This window comes from Flavisolibacter ginsengiterrae DSM 18136 (genome assembly GCF_059568575.1).
The window spans coordinates 1-16,385 of sequence record NZ_JCANTR010000003.1; the positions used below are offsets into that span (position 1 = coordinate 1).

Genomic DNA, 16,385 nt, shown 5'->3' on the forward strand with positions numbered 1-16,385 from the left:
CCCCGCAGTTTGGAAGGCTGGATGCCAGCTATGGACATATTTTACTGGGCAATGGCAAGGGTGATTTTCAGTGGGTGGAACAAAGAAGTTCTGGCCTCAACATCAAAGGACAGATCAAGGATATCAAAGAGTTCCAAACCCCACAAAACCACCTGCTGCTTATCACCCAAAATGATGAAAAACCCGTACTGCTGAAAATTAATACAACCAAACCCACAGTAAAGTATGTTTTTAAATAGAGCAATTGTAACTGTTCTGGTATTATATACTTTCTTCTTATGCGGATGTTCGGCTAAGAAGAATGTAGACCATGCTTTATTTAAAGTGCTGGATAGTAAAACCACGGGTTTGAAATTTAGCAATGACCTTACTTATAACCAGCAATTCAATTTATTCAAGTATATCTATTTCTATAATGGCAGTGGTGTAGGTGCCGGCGACTTTAATAATGATGGGAAGACAGACCTTTTCTTTGGTTCTAACCAACATGAAAACAAACTATTCCTGAATAAGGGAAATCTGAAATTTAGTGATATAACTGTGCAGGCTAAAATTCCCCAGGATGGTGGCTGGACCACCGGAATAAGCGTCATTGATATCAATAACGATGGTTTACTGGACATTTATATCTGCAGGGTAGGCAATTACGAGATCCTGCATAGTAAAAATGAATTATTGATCAACCAGGGGGTTGACGCGGCCGGAATTCCTCATTTTACAGACAAGGCCCGGGAGTATGGTTTGGATTTTTCTGGCTTTAGCACCCAGGCAGCTTTCTTTGATTACGATAATGATGGTGATCTGGATATGTATTTGTTGAATCATTCTGTTCATGAAAATGGCACTTTCCGTCCGCGTAAGGATTTTATGAACACCTATCATGCGCTTTCAGGTGACCGTATTTTCCGGAATGATGGCAATCATTTTGTTGATGTTACAAGGGAAACAGGTATCAACAGTACCGCTATTGGTTATGGACTTGGAATATCAGTGGCTGACATCAACCTTGATGGTTATCCTGATATTTACATAGGCAACGACTTCCATGAAAATGATTATCTGTACATCAACCAGCGTAATGGAACATTTAAAGAAGTTGGTGAGCAGGCATTGATGCATACCAGCCAGTTCTCCATGGGTGTGGATGTTGCCGATGCCAACAATGATGGTTATCCTGAGATCGTTTCCATGGATATGCTTCCATCAGATCCCTATATTTTGAAACGCTCATTAGGAGAGGATGCTTATGATATTTTTAATTACAAGATCAGTGTTGGATACTCACATCAATATACCCGCAACAACCTGCAATTCAATAGGAAGAACGGATGCTTCAGCGAAGTGGGCTTGTATAGTGGCATAGCGGCTACAGATTGGTCATGGGCACCTTTATGGATGGATTTCGATAATGATGGATTAAAGGATCTTTTTATTTCCAATGGCATTCCCAAAAGAATGAATGATATAGATTATATCAACTTTATTTCCAATGGAGAGATCCAGCAAAAGATCAGGGAGAATGATATGAGCCAGAAGGATATGTCGCTGATCGATAAATTTCCAGAAATAAAACTACCAAACAAGTTTTATAAGAACCAGGGAAATCTTTCTTTCCTTGATGAAGAAAATAATATTGATGGCAATGTGCCTACTTTTTCCAACGGTGCTGTTTATGCCGATCTTGATAATGACGGTGACCTCGACATTGTAGTAAATAATACAGACCAGGAAGTTTTGCTGTATAGGAATACGAACAATGATTCTGCTTCACACAATTATGTTTCCCTTCAGTTAAAAGGTCCCAAAACCAATTTGAATGCTGTTGGCAGCCGGGTTATAGTCTTCGCCAATGACCAGGTAAGAACCTATGAAAAGTTTCCGGTCAAAGGATTTATGTCAAGCATGGAAGGACCTATGCTGGTAGGGCTAAAAAATACGAAACTGGATTCTGCTTTCCTGGTATGGCCTGACCAAACTTTTCAAAGGCTGGACTTCAATATTTCAAATCAAACAATTACCTATCAAAAAGGACTACCACGATTTGACTTTAGTATTTTCTCGAAAGATGATAAATCTGCTTTCAAAGTTGAAAACATTACCAGTTCCATTAAACTTGAATTTTTACACCAGGAAAATCATTTTGTGGAATTTGATCGCGAACCATTGATTCCTCATATGGTCTCAACAGAAGGTCCGGCTTTAGCTGTGGCAGATATCAATAAAGATGGATTGCAGGATGTATTTATTGGTGCTGCCCGTAATAAGGAAAGTGCTGTTTTTCTCCAGCAGCCAAATGGAAAGTTTATTAAAACTGTGCAACCCCAATTATACCAGGATAGTATCTATGAGGATGTGGATGCCTGTTGGGCAGACATTAATAATGATGGAAATCCGGACCTGGTAGTAGCCAGTGGCGGCAATGAATTTTATGGTAATGATCTCCACAATACACCTCGTGTCTATCTCAATGATGGAAAGGCACATTTGACAAAACTGGAAAACGCTTTTTCCAATCTTTTCCTTACTGCTTCCTGTGTTGTTCCTTATGATTTTAATGGTGATGGTTATACGGACCTGTTTATCGGAGGCCGTGCAGTTCCCTGGGAATATGGAAAGATTCCACAATCCTATTTATTGCTCAATAATAAAAAAGGCCAGTTCGTGGATGTTACCCGTCAGTATTCAAAAGACCTGGCAGAAGCAGGCTTTGTAACGAAGGCAATTTGGGTGGATATCGACAAAGATGGAGACAAGGATCTTTTATTGTCACTGGAATGGGGTCCTCTTACAGCGTATATGAACAATAACGGGTCTTTTGTAAAGAAAGAATTGACAAAGGAAAAAGGATGGTGGAACTTTCTCCTTCCTTGTGATATTGACAATGATGGAGACATGGACCTTGTTGCAGGTAACCTTGGTTTGAACAGCCGTTTACATGCAAGTGCGGAAAAGCCCGTTAGGCTTTATTACAATGATTTCGATGGCAATGGCAAAAAAGAGCAGGTATTGACCTATTATATTGGAGATAAGGAAATTCCATTTGCGAACAAAGCCGAATTGGAAAAACAGATACCCTTGCTTAAAAAGAAGTTCCTGTATGCAGGAGATTTTGCTAAAGCAACACTTGATGAATTGTTTAGTAAGGAAAAATTGTCCAATGCGTCTATCCTGACAGCAGATTATTTTTCAAATGCTGTCCTTATAAATGATGGTCACCAGAATTTTAAAATACAAGCCTTACCGTGGAATGCGCAATTGTCGCCATTGAAAGATGGAGTAGTGCTTGATGCTAACAAGGATGGTTTGCCAGACCTTTTTCTGGCCGGTAATTATTATGATAACAACATTGAGATGGGAAGGTATGATGCTGATTTTGGTAGTTTACTAATCAATAAAGGCAAAGGTGTTTTTGAACAACAGGTGTTGAAAGGAAATGAAATAAAAGGGCAGGTCCGTCATATCAGCCCTTTACAGATCAGGGGACGCCAGGCCTATATTCTTGCAAAAAACAGTGACAGTACCGAAGTCATTCAATTTGGAAATCACTAATTTACCGCACTAAGAGAATGGTGCCTTTCTGATTCATCTTATCACCGGATAAGCCGCGCAGTTGCAGGTAATAAATAAACACTCCAGCAGGTAATGGCTGATCATTTAATTTGCCATCCCATCCTTTATTGACGTCTCTAGAACTAAATACCAATTGACCCCAACGGTTAAAGATCTGAAGGGAAACGAAGCGGTTTTTATTTAGTGGGGGTAAGCGAAAAATATCATTACGTCCATCATTGCCCGGGCTAAAAGCATTAGGCATCAGGACAGGCAAATTGCAATCTTCAAAAACAGTTATAGTATCAGTTTTTTCACCACAACTATTTTGAACATTTACCCAATAATTACCAGGCCTTATTACTTTGAAAACACTATCAGTGGCCTGTGCCTGGTTCATCCACTTGTATGTATCATATCCACCTGTAGCTATCAGTGCCAGGCTGTCTTTGCTTTTTAAGCACTGGTCTTCACCGAGTGATAAATGGGATGGATTTTTAGTTACTTTAAGATCATAATACACAATACTGTCACACCCGGCTGGCAATTGATAATTTTCATAAAAAATGCCTGGCGTTGAAACCTGTGTTCCATCATGTAAAGTATAGTGTTCCCCTTCACAGATTTTTATGCTATTCATGCCAGGGTCTATAGTATTCTGGCAGCAGGAAATATTTTCCCGGCAATCAATGGTATGGCTCAGATCAAAGGCCCCATCTTCTATGGGAAAATCTGAAATAGCAAAACGGTTTGGATCCAGGTCTTTAGGATTGGTCTTTATAGTTTGTTGTTCTAAACTGAAAGAATCTATGGTAAGAAATGATGCAGTATTACCGCAGGGAATATATCCTTGTTCGGCTGTGAGTAATAATCGGGAATATAACGATTGAAAATCGCTCATGAAAACTGCATACCCGCTTCCCACGGATGTGAAACAGGTTGCAGGAAAGTTATTGACAGGATCCAAAAGACCCTGTTGCCAGCTTATATTTCCTCCTGGATCTAAACCTGCCAATGCGGCCATGTGATCATTTTTCAACAGGTAAACCTGTTCTCCCCCGGATAATGGTTGAACATCTATGATGGAGGTGTTTTCTGAAGGAAAGTTATAACTTACTGTTCTCACATGGTTTCCTGTCGAATTTAATTCAATTCGAACTGCTCTGTTTAATAGCAGTGGTTCAATTATCCCTTTGGTAACAATATTGCCAGTTAAAGCCAGGTTACCATTTTCCAATTCTTTAATGTTAACCAGGGATGCTGACCCCGCAGTTGGAAGAATAAAACTTTTTTCCCAATTTATTTCTCCCGATTCATTGATGGAAATTGTATGCAGGTACCTTGTAATCACAGGGTTGCCCGGCTGTTGGAGGTCTCTTTTGTACAATATTTCACTGAGGACAAGCGAGTGATCCCTTGTTTCAGTTAGTGCCCTGTTATCACTCAACTTTCCATCATATCCATTGGCAAGTAAAAAACTCCATTTCAATTGCCCGTCTTTGTTAAGGCAGACCAGTTTACCATAAGCATTATAGTTCTTTCCATAATCAGAAGATAAAAAAACCAGCAATTCTCCATTCGCCCGTTCCATAACATTTGTAATGCCCAGTTCAAATCCATTATTGTTTACACCATTCAAGCTTTCAAATTTCTTAGACCAAAGCACCCGGCCAAATTTGTCAATCTTAAAGAGAACACCCAAATTGTTTATATACTCAGACTGGTAGATATACTTATCCTGTATAACTGTTCCAGCAATAACCTGTAAGCCATCACTGGTGTTGATCACATCATTCAATAACAGGTTCTTAAAGTAGGTTGTGTTATTTTGATAAATTGGGTTGTACTGCCTGGAAAATAGTACTGATGCTTTGGAAGAAAGTCTTGTAATATAACCATGGTCATTCCTCGTATTTCCTACTGTTACAATTTCTTTACCTGTTGTAGCAACTGCCTTTACCGGAATATACCAGTTTGTTGCCTTGTAATGAGCGGATAAATACCGGCTGAGACATTGTTGTGCTAAAGTGGCATACGGTAAAATGAAAAGGACAATGAATGGACAGCAGTATTTATGTATTATCTTAATACTCATGGAAGGGTGAACATCCTAACTCTTCAGGCGTATCTTGTAATATACCACAATTCTGAAATATATACGTCTACATCACCGGGTAGTATAGTTTTGTTTTCCATTTAGTAGAGTCAGGTTCTTTCAGCCTGTCGGTTACCAATGATTGAAAGGAAATGGCAGGTGGAGTCCTGTTGTAATCACTAATATAATTCTCCACCTGGTGAATCGCATTATTAATGTTCCCGGGCCCTCCGTTTACTTCTGTTACCAGGATATTGCCGCCACCGAGCATCCACCTGTATTCAATTTTTCCTGAGGATGGCAGTTTTTTATCAACCGGCAGAGCAACCCTTGTAAGAAAATTGATACTATCCTGGGTGTATACATTCAACATGGGATAATCAGTTTGACTGGCATTGTGAGAATGGGCATAGTCCTTCAACTGATTGATCATACCATAGATAAATGAAGGGTCGGGATATCCTTTAGAATTGCCGCTTGTAGAGATCAGTGATGAATCTTTTACCAATGCTTTCACTATATGAATTCCGTAAATATGATCGTCATTGGAATAGTATTGCTTTATATGCCCGAGCAAATCGCCAAGATCATTATTGAGTGCTTTTAAATTGATATATGCCCTGATCCTGTCAATGGGCATAACAGGCAGATCTTCGTTTATATGTCCGCTTATGGTGACATGTGAATCGTCATGCGGGATATAATTGATAGAAGCCGTTGTGGAATAATTACCCTTCTGCACAGACAGGGTAGTGGTGGATAATTGCTTATCCGAAATGAAATAATGGTAGCCTTTATATTGAAAAATTGTCCTGCCATTGCTGTCAACCTTACTGCCTGGCCACCATTCTTTCCAGGTATTTTCATCAAGCAGACCTCTTTGAAGCGTTTTTAAATTGATCGTGGCTTCGGTTTTTTTATCAATAGTAATATTATGAGGTATAAAAAAGTAAACACAAACAATTAAAATCAGTAAGCATGCAACGATCCCGGCCAGCCATTTTATCATAAAAGAAATCTCTTAGGAAATTCAATTTTACGCAAATAAACCTAAATTCATCCATTACAAAACAACCTCGTTCATGAACCGTTGGCTTTTTATCCTTCTCTTTTGTTCGTTTACATCTATTTCTTTTAGCCAGGATCCCTGGAAAATAACAGCAGATTCTATCGATCCTTCACATTATTATGGGGTTACCGTAGCTAATGGAATGATCGGTATTGTCTCTTCTCCTGAACCCTTCAAAGTTAAAGATGTAGTGTTGGCCGGTGCCTATGATCTGTATGGAAGGGGAAGGGTAAGTAATTTCCTTCGCAGCTTCAACCTGCTGAATATGAACCTTGATATTGACGGAAGAAGAATAGGGGCAGGGTCTATCGCCCACATGAAGCAGGAACTGGATATGAAAGCAGCCAGCTTTACTACCTCTTTTGATTATGGTGATAAGGCCACAGTTAATTATACCTACTATTCTTTGAGGCACCTGCCTTTTACGGTCTTAATGGATGTTTCCATCACTGCGAAAAAAGATATCAGCATTACCGGTAGCAGCGTCATGGAAGCACCAGATGCCCTAAGGGATGTGCAGAATTATTATAACGAGATTGACAGGCCGCACGTGGTAATCAGCTTATTGACATCATCTGCCAAATCGCCTACAGGTAAATTATTGATGTGCGCCAGCAATACCTTCCTTTTTTCGGAGCCGCATGGAAAAGAACCCAGGGTGATACATGAAATGTGGGATAATAATATGCACCTGATGAAATTTACCAGGGCTATTAAGGCTGGGGAAACCTACAGGTTTTCTGTGGCGGGTACCTCAATGACCTCCGCCCACCATGATGATCCATTAAATGAAGCAGAAAGAATTACCATTTATGCCAAACTGGAGGGAAGGGATAGGCTCTTACAGTTTCATCAAAAGGCCTGGGACCAGCTTTGGCAGAGTGATATAGCCGTGGAAGGAGACCCGCAATCGCAACAGGATATACACAGCATGTTATACCACCTTTACAGTTTTGTTCGCGAAGGCACTGCTAATTCACCTTCACCCATGGGATTGAGTGGTTTGGGTTACAATGGCCATGTTTTCTGGGATGCCGAACTATGGATGTATCCTGCTATATTGGTCATGCATCCTGAACTGGCCAAAAGCATGGTTGAATACCGATTCCAAAGATTGGAGGCCGCCCGGAAGAATGCCTTCGCTAATGGTTTCAAGGGGGCTATGTTTCCATGGGAAAGCGCTGAATCAGGTGTTGAAGAAACCCCTGTATGGGCGCTTAGCGGACCATTTGAGCACCACATCACTGCTGATGTGGCCATTGCTGCCTGGAATTATTATGCAGTGACCCAGGACAAGCAATGGCTGAGGGAAAAGGGTTATCCCATTTTGTCGGCTACGGCAGAGTTCTGGAGTTCAAGGGTTGAAAGGAATGGCCCAGGCCATTATGATATAAAAAATGTGGTGGCGGCAGACGAATGGGCGGAAAATGTCGATAACAATGCTTTCACCAATGCAGCTGCTAAGGCCAATTTGCAATATGCTACACAGGCGGCTAAATTAGTGGGCATTACTCCTGATCCTGATTGGATGAACGTCGCGAATAATATTCCAATTTTAAAAATGGATGATGGCGTAACAAAGGAACATGCAGCATACAAAGGTGAAGGTATCAAGCAGGCCGACGTGAACCTGTTAGCTTACCCTCTAAAAGAAATTACTGATAAGGGCCAGGTGAAACGTGACCTGGAATACTATTCTTCCCGTGTTCCCAATGAAGGTACACCTGCTATGACCCAGGGGGTATTTGCCTTATTGTACGCACGCTTAGGCGATGCCGAAAAAGCCTACCATTGGTTCAAGGATGCCTATGTGCCCAACCTCAACCCTCCCTTCCGCGTCATTGCAGAAACCAAGGGCGGTACCAATCCTTATTTTGCTACTGGAGCCGGCGGCATTCTTCAATCAGTACTCATGGGTTTTGGAGGTCTGGAAATCACCCCACAGGGAATCAAACAGCTTCCTTCCGTTTTACCTTCCAGTTGGCATAACCTCACTATTAAAGGAGTGGGGCCTCAAAAGAAAACATTTGTGGTAAAATAAAATTTCTTATCTTTTTGTCTGATTTCTAACACTGCTTTATTCTTGAGACGACTTTCTGCTATACTGTTTCTTGCGGTCCTGCTATTCAATTTGTATGGATACAGGGTTATGTTGAATTACCTGCAGGCCAGGGATTCAGTCGTGTTTCAATCCCAACTTGATAAGGAGCAATACAGTGAAGAAGACCTTATCACCATTAAGACTCCACTAAATTTACCTTATTACAGCACATCCACTGATTTTGAAAGAGCATATGGGTCTGTAGAGGTCAATGGGATGGTTTATGAATATGTAAAAAGAAGGGTAAACCAGGATACGCTTGAACTTTTATGTATTCCCAATAAAACCAAAGCGCATTTACAATCCACGCAAAATGCGTTTGTCAAACTATCTGTCGATGGTTCCTCTTTTCCCAATGAAAAGAAATCTGCCGGTACTTTCAAAATTACCTTGCCAGATTACTTTCAGCAAGATTCAGAATACACACTCGCATCTACAATGCTGATCGGTCAGCATTTCTACATTTTCAATACAATAATGATCCATGAAGATCATTCTTCTGTTAAGGGTCAACCTCCGCGTTGTATTGCCTGATAACTCACTATTGCATTTAAAATTCGCATCTGATTTTTTGACCTGACTGTATATCTGTATGCAGATATACAGTGATATTAAATGGCATTAGCCAATTACTATTGAACTATGAAAAAGTTTGCTTACCTGGTAATATTAGCTTCTGTGTTATTTTCCTGCAAGGAAAAAGACTATACAAAATTCACTAACGACCCGCTGCTTTACTGTAAGACCGTAAAGAAATTGAATGATGTTGTATTGTATAACAACTTTTCCCCTGTAGTTGCTTCCCGCAATTATGCCTATGCCAACATTGCTGCCTATGAGTGCATGGTAGCCGGAGACAGCACTTATCAAACACTTAGTGGCCAGATCAAACACCTGCCTGCAATGCCAAAACCATTAGCTGGAGAAAAGATAGATTACCACCTGGCCTCCCTGTTGGCCTTCGTTAAGGTTGGTAACGCTGTTACATTTCCTGAAGGTGTGTTGATGGAGTATTATGATGATCTGAAACAAAAGGCCCGCAATGCCGGCATGCCGAAAGATGTATTGAATAATACGATAGCCTTCAGTGATACAGTCGCCGCTACAGTAATGAAATGGAGCAAAAAAGACAATTACGCCCAGACAAGAAGCTCTGAGAAATTTACAGTTACCCAGGAAGACGGCCGTTGGATACCTACACCACCTGCTTATTCACAGGCTATGGAACCTCATTGGTGCGACATCAGGCCATTGATGCTTGATTCTGCGGGTCAGTTCATGCCACCAGCGCCTCCTGTATATAATATGAAGGACACTAACTCTGCTTACTGCAGGGAAGTAATGGAAGTAAAAAGAACAGTGGATAACCTGACAGATGAACAAAAACATATCGCTGATTTTTTTGATGACAATCCTTTTAACCTTCATGTTACCGGGCATGTTATGTATGCTACCAAGAAGTTCTCGCCCCCTGGACATTGGATGAATATTGTGGGCATAGCTGCGGAGAAATCAAAAGCTGATTTTGATAAAACAGTGGCAGCTTACACAGAAACATCTATCGCCTTATTTGATGGATTCATCGCCTGCTGGAAATCGAAATTCAAGACGAATACCATTCGTCCTGAAACGGTGATCAATAAGTACATTGACCCGGCCTGGCAGCCCTACATCCAGACTCCACCATTTCCATCTTACATCAGCGGGCATTCAGTTATTTCAGCAGCATCAGCTGAAGTGATGTCCCATCATTTTGGTGATAACTTCGCTTATACTGATTCATCTGAAAAGGAATTCGGCATTCCTAACAGGTCATTTAAATCCTTCCGCGAAGCAGCCATTGAAGCCGGCTGGTCAAGGATGTATGGTGGCATACACTTCCGTTCCGACCTTGAACAGGGAACTATTGTAGGAAAGAACATCGGAGAATATATCGTACGCAAACTGCACCTCTTGCGCAAAGAAGACCAATTGTCATACAACTCAACAAAATAACAATGAAACATACACTGCTTATAGCTATAGCTTTTATTATAAATTATACTGCCCAATCGCAAGGTTGTGTAGCCATCCGAAACAATGGCAGCACCTGCACAATGATGGAATCACATGAAACGCAGGGACATTCAGGATGGGTATTTGCTTTAAATAACCGCTATTTTAAATCATATAAACACTTCGTAGGCACCGTAGAACAGAAAGAACGCGTTGAAAAGGGAACTGAGGTGATCAACCATGTATTTTCTACGGAAATGGCGCTGACCAAACAATTGAATGCACGCTGGTCCTTTGGTCTATTTGTTCCCGTCATAAGTAATGCCCGTTCTTCCATGTATGAGCATTATGGTAATACAAGCACCAGTCCCAATGCCCGTCGTTCCACTCATTCTTTTGGCATAGGGGATATGCGGTTTGCAGCCTATTACTGGTTGCTTGATCCTGCCACTGCTACCAGGAAAAATATACAACTTGGACTGGGCATCAAACTGCCTACTGGCGACTATCGTTACCAGGATTATTTTTATAAGAACGATTCTACAAAAGTGCTGGGACCTGTTGACCAGTCTATCCAGTTAGGCGATGGTGGCACCGGTATCACTTTAGAACTGAATAGCTTTTCTTCTTTATCCAAAGAACTTAGTTTGTATTTGAACGGCTTTTACTTGTCCAATCCAAGAGAACAGAATGCTGTATCCACTTCAAGAGGTGGTGCTGTATCAGCTACCAATATTGCTTATGGCACTGATGTCATGAGTGTGCCTGACCAGTACATGGCAAGAGCCGGGGCTAATTATAACCTGGAGCATTTTTCTTTTTCAGCAGGTATGCGTATTGAAGGTGTGCCAGCGGAAGACATCATTGGCGGTAGTAATGGTTTCAGAAGGCCCGGCTATGTGCTTTCTGCAGAACCTGTAGTTGCTTACAGGGTCAATAAAACACAGTTGTATGTATCAGTTCCGGTAGCCGTTGAAAGAAACCGCACACAAAGTGTTGCAGATAAATTAAGGACTACCAAAACAGGTACCTACACACAAGGAGATGCTGCCTTTGCTGATTACACCATCAATTTTGGAGTGTCATTCGCATTAAAATAGTTTATTCTTCAATCAGTCACATTGCCTTGGGGTAAATGTGCCTGATTGAATTAGCTGCCCGGGCAGATCCTGCTTTACAGGAAGCAAGGATACTGCTATTCCACCTGTGACATTATTATCACCTAAAATCTTATGTATGTGCAGTAAGAAATATAAATATGTATTCTTAATTGCCGTTTGCTTAATTGGTGTAGCAAGGGTAAATGCCCAGACAGATGTTGATGCCATCATGATGAACAAGTACCAATTCTGCAATGGATTCATGTATAGCCATTCTTCCTGGAATAATTACTGGGAAGGAACGCTGAAAAGAAGTAATGAAAACCTGGGTACTGTATCCACCCAGGCAGTTATGTATATGGGCGCTTATGGTTTTACAGATAAGTTGAATGTCATAATTGGCGCTCCCTATATCTGGACCAGGGCATCTGCCGGAACCTTTCATGGAATGAAAGGCATTCAGGATGCATCTGCATTCATTAAGTGGAAACCGGTTTCAAAATCTTTTGGAAACAATAAGATCTCGTTGTTTGTCCTGGGAGGTGTTTCTACGCCTTTATCCAACTATGTAATTGATTTTTTGCCTTTCTCTATTGGATTGGGTTCTACCCATGTAACAGCCAGGGGCATGGTAGATTACTGGTACAAAAGATGGACAGTGACAGGTTCTGCATCCTATATACGCCGTAGCAATGTCAAGTTGGACAGGGATGCATATTACGATACAGAATTACATGCTACCAACGAGGTGAAAATGCCTGATGCTGCGTTTTATCAGTTGCGGGCTGGTTATAGAGGAACTTACCTGATAGCTGAAGCTATTCTTTCGAATATGACCACGCTGGGAGGCTTTGATATTACCCGTAATAATATGCCTTTCCCCAGCAACAGGATGAATGCTACGACTGCCGGCGTGAATATTAAATACACGTTGAAGAATTTGAATAATCTTTCCCTACTGGCAGGTGCTAACACTACTTTAAGTGGAAGAAACATGGGCCAGTCGAAGGAATATACAGCAGGTATGTTTTATGCTTTTTATTTCAAAAACAGGAAGCCTGTTCAAACCAATAATTTAGACTAGTATGAAAAAGATTATAAATCTCACTTCCGCAGTAATAGGATGTGTATTATTATTTTCATCCTGCTCAAAAGATATTGCCGGAAGAACAGATGATCTGTCACCATTAACTCCAGCCAATATTGACCTGGATGCTGGTGCATGGAAACCTATTTTATTAGCGGCGCCTACTGAGTTTCCTGTAGCCGCACCCATAGCAACTACCTCACATGATTACATTGCCCAGGTCAACGAGATCAAGAGCTGGCAGGCAGGCATAACGCCTCAACAACAGCAAATGGTCAAATACTGGAGTGCAGGTGCGGTGCTTCGCTGGAACGAAATATTGCGGCAATTGGTAGCCAAACACAATTTGCCTCCCTATCAAAATGCAGATGGCACTTACCCTTTGCCAAATGCCAATAATCCCCTGGCATACCCTCAATTTCCATTTTCTAACCCGCCGTATGCCGCCAGGGCCTATGCCTATATTTCTGCAGCCCAGTATGATGCATTAGTAGCAGCATGGTATTATAAAAAGCAATATAATCGTCCTGCACCTTATACAATAGACCAGGGAATCAATGCCATGTTTTCTAAGACTGCACTTCCTTCTTATCCATCTGAAGATGCAGTAGTTGCCGGGGTAATGGTTGAAATGATGAAACTAATGTTTCCGGGTGACCAGGATTTTATTCAACAGAAAGCTGAAGAACATAAAAGAGCACGGATAATAGGAGGTGGTAATGTGCGCAGCGAAGTAGAAGCTGGTGAAGCATTAGGTAGGGCAGTGGCACAAAAATTTGTTGCGCGTGCCCGTGGTGACAGGGCCGGAGCCGCTGCAGGCAACGCCACCATTTGGGCCAAATTTGAATCTGATTGTGTGGCTAAAGGTGAAACTCCCTGGAAAAGTTTAGAGACACCAGCTCGTCCACCCATGCTGATGATGTTTGGAAAGGTAAAAGCATTTTTGTTTGATTCATTGACGACAGTATCACTTTGCCCCGGGCCGCCACCTTCTACTTCAGGTAGCCAAATGAAAAAGGAACTGGAGGAAGTTTATTCTTATACAAGTTCACCTACAAGAGAGAATATTGAAAAGGTCCATTTCTGGGCAGATGGTGTAGCTACAAGCACACCTCCGGGCCATTGGAATGATATAGCCGCGAACGATTTTATAAAAAAGAATTTCAGTGAAGTACGTTGGGCCCGCAACCTGGCTTTATTGAACATGGCAGAATTTGATGCTGCCATCATTACCTGGAACACCAAGATGATGTACTTTAATCCCAGACCTTCACAGCTTGATCCACGCATCAAGACCTTAACAGGTCTGCCTAATTTCCCTTCCTACATTTCAGGCCATTCCACTTTTAGTGCCGCAGCCGCTACCGTTTTGGGGCATATAATACCGGAGAGAAAATCAGCTTACGAGGCCATGGCCATGGAAGCAGCTATGTCCAGGCTATACGGAGGTATTCACTACCGTAGTGATTGCGAAGTTGGTCTGGTAGTAGGCAGGAATGTTGGAAATTATGCCGTGCAAAGGGCATTGACGGATGGTGCGGAATAATTAAAATTATTAATCACAAAAATATACACAAAATATGAGCGCATAAGCAGCACGTTTAAGAACGTAAAATTTAGAAGATTGATTGAATAGGAAGATGCCGGTTGTCTAGCCGGCATTCCTTTTTTATTCCGCTAGCTGTTCTTGCTACTGCATCATTGACTACAGATCTATTTTATTGTGTATCTTTTGATCCTCTTTTATCTATAAGATATAGCTGTATGAAGAATTCTATTTGCGTGTTTATTGCCTTTTTAACAATGATGGCTGTAGGTGCACAACCAGTTCAAACACCCGATCTGCTTTGGGGCGATCTTTTCAAGGAGGTTCAATTGAAAAGGGTCTTCAAGGATAATAAAACATTTGTTGATGCTGTTCCCAAATATTCAAGAGAACAGATATTAAAGGATTACCAGCTGCAAAAACTATCAGATACATTCAACCTGCTTTCTTTTGTCAACAATCATTTTAATGTACCTGTTGCCAGTTCTGCTAAGGTGGATGAAGGACTTCCCATAGCTGCGCATATTGAACAATTGTGGGATGTGCTGCAGCGAAAAGCTGATGTTAACAAAGCCAATAGTTCCTTATTGCCGCTTCCTGAATCCTATATAGTTCCGGGTGGCCGATTCAGGGAAGTCTATTATTGGGACAGTTATTTCACCATGCTGGGTTTAATGGAAAGTAAAAGATATGGGCTGGTGGAAAATATACTGGATAATTTTAAATACCTCATTGATCAATACGGGCATATTCCCAATGGTAACCGTAACTATTATTTAAGCCGCTCACAACCTCCTTTTTTTGCGCTAATGGTTGATCTGCTGGCGCAGAAAAAAGGGCCTGCTATATACAGGAAATATTATTCCGCATTGGAAAAAGAATATGCGTTTTGGATGCAGGGTGAAAATGACCTGAAGCCTGGCAATGCATTCCGCAGGGTGGTAAAGCTCGATGATGGCACTGTATTAAACCGTTACTGGGATGATAAAAAAGCGCCAAGGGAAGAATCCTATGCGGAAGATGTGGCCACTTTTGAAAAGACCAAAGATTCCATGACCTTCACTAACCTGCGTGCAGGGGCTGAAAGTGGGTGGGACTTTAGTAGCCGCTGGTTTGGTGATACTACACACCTGGTAACCGTGCAAACAACGGACATAATTCCTGTTGACCTGAATAGCCTGTTGTATGCCTATGAAAATATTCTATCCAAAGCTGCCGGAGTGAAAAAGCTACCAGCAAAGGTCAAATATTATAATGCACGAAGTGAAAAGCGGAAAGCGGCTATTCAAAAATATTGCTGGAACAATAAGGAACAGTATTATTTTGATTACAACTTCAAAGAGAAAAGAACCACAGACAAATATACAGCTGCAGGAGCCATGCCATTATTTGCCAATGTGGCTACGAAGGCACAGGCAGAAGGCATTCAGAAAAATATCAGGGAAAAGCTATTAAAGGATGGTGGAATTGCTACTACTGTTTACCACACGGGACAACAATGGGATGCACCTAATGGTTGGGCACCTTTGCAATATATCACAGTGAGGGGGTTACTGAATTATAAATATGATGCCCTGGCTAATACTATTGCGGAGAGATGGATGAATGTCAATGAGAAAGTTTTTGCCACCACAGGTAAGCTTCTTGAAAAATACAATGTAGAGAATACGAACCTGGAAAGTGGCGGTGGCGAATATCCAACGCAGGATGGCTTTGGGTGGACCAATGGTGTTTATCTGAAGTTTTCAGCCCTTTTTAAAGAACATAAGAATACGGCTAAGCCCATGAAGCCTTTTTAATTTTGATGTAAACTCTTATTAAGAATTCTTTTTTCAAGGCAGCA

At 41.3% G+C, this 16,385-nt stretch carries 11 protein-coding genes; 9 read left to right on the plus strand and 2 right to left on the minus strand.

The window, feature by feature from the left end; translation table 11 throughout:
* Positions 1–239 (plus strand): hypothetical protein (locus tag BP74_RS03860; RefSeq protein WP_496371250.1); only part of this gene is annotated, 239 nt, incomplete at its 5' end.
* Entirely contained in the window at positions 226–3,549 is a 3,324-nt protein-coding gene (locus BP74_RS03865) for a VCBS repeat-containing protein (protein ID WP_496371252.1), read from the plus strand. The genes BP74_RS03860 and BP74_RS03865, both read left to right, overlap by 14 nt.
* A gap of 1 nt (position 3,550) precedes the next feature.
* Here BP74_RS03865 and BP74_RS03870 read toward each other — a convergent pair whose 3' ends face one another.
* A complete protein-coding gene (locus BP74_RS03870; protein WP_496371254.1) occupies positions 3,551–5,644 on the minus strand; it encodes a T9SS type B sorting domain-containing protein in 2,094 nt (697 codons plus the stop codon).
* Positions 5,645–5,711: 67 nt separating this feature from the next.
* Entirely contained in the window at positions 5,712–6,653 is a 942-nt protein-coding gene (locus BP74_RS03875; RefSeq protein ID WP_496371256.1) for a hypothetical protein, read from the minus strand.
* 73 nt (positions 6,654–6,726) lie between these two features.
* Between BP74_RS03875 and BP74_RS03880 the strand changes: the two genes are divergently transcribed.
* The 7 genes from BP74_RS03880 to treA all read left to right on the plus strand — a co-directional run bounded on the left by BP74_RS03880 (position 6,727) and on the right by treA (position 16,341).
* Positions 6,727–8,754 (plus strand): kojibiose hydrolase, encoded by a 2,028-nt coding sequence (locus BP74_RS03880; RefSeq protein WP_496371258.1) that lies wholly within the window; start codon positions 6,727–6,729, stop codon positions 8,752–8,754.
* 42 nt (positions 8,755–8,796) lie between these two features.
* Positions 8,797–9,348 (plus strand): hypothetical protein, encoded by a 552-nt coding sequence (locus BP74_RS03885; protein WP_496371260.1) that lies wholly within the window; start codon positions 8,797–8,799, stop codon positions 9,346–9,348.
* Positions 9,349–9,456: 108 nt separating this feature from the next.
* Complete coding sequence (locus BP74_RS03890) at positions 9,457–10,809, plus strand: vanadium-dependent haloperoxidase (RefSeq protein WP_496371262.1); 1,353 nt, start codon at positions 9,457–9,459, stop codon at positions 10,807–10,809.
* A gap of 2 nt (positions 10,810–10,811) precedes the next feature.
* Positions 10,812–11,909 (plus strand): hypothetical protein, encoded by a 1,098-nt coding sequence (locus tag BP74_RS03895; RefSeq protein WP_496371264.1) that lies wholly within the window; start codon positions 10,812–10,814, stop codon positions 11,907–11,909.
* A gap of 136 nt (positions 11,910–12,045) precedes the next feature.
* Entirely contained in the window at positions 12,046–12,993 is a 948-nt protein-coding gene (locus tag BP74_RS03900; protein ID WP_496371266.1) for a hypothetical protein, read from the plus strand.
* 1 nt (position 12,994) lies between these two features.
* Positions 12,995–14,542, plus strand: a complete 1,548-nt coding sequence (locus BP74_RS03905) for a vanadium-dependent haloperoxidase (protein WP_496371268.1) — start codon at positions 12,995–12,997, stop codon at positions 14,540–14,542.
* 218 nt (positions 14,543–14,760) lie between these two features.
* A complete protein-coding gene (gene treA / locus BP74_RS03910) occupies positions 14,761–16,341 on the plus strand; it encodes an alpha,alpha-trehalase TreA (protein ID WP_496371270.1) in 1,581 nt (526 codons plus the stop codon).
* Positions 16,342–16,385: the final 44 nt, after the last annotated feature.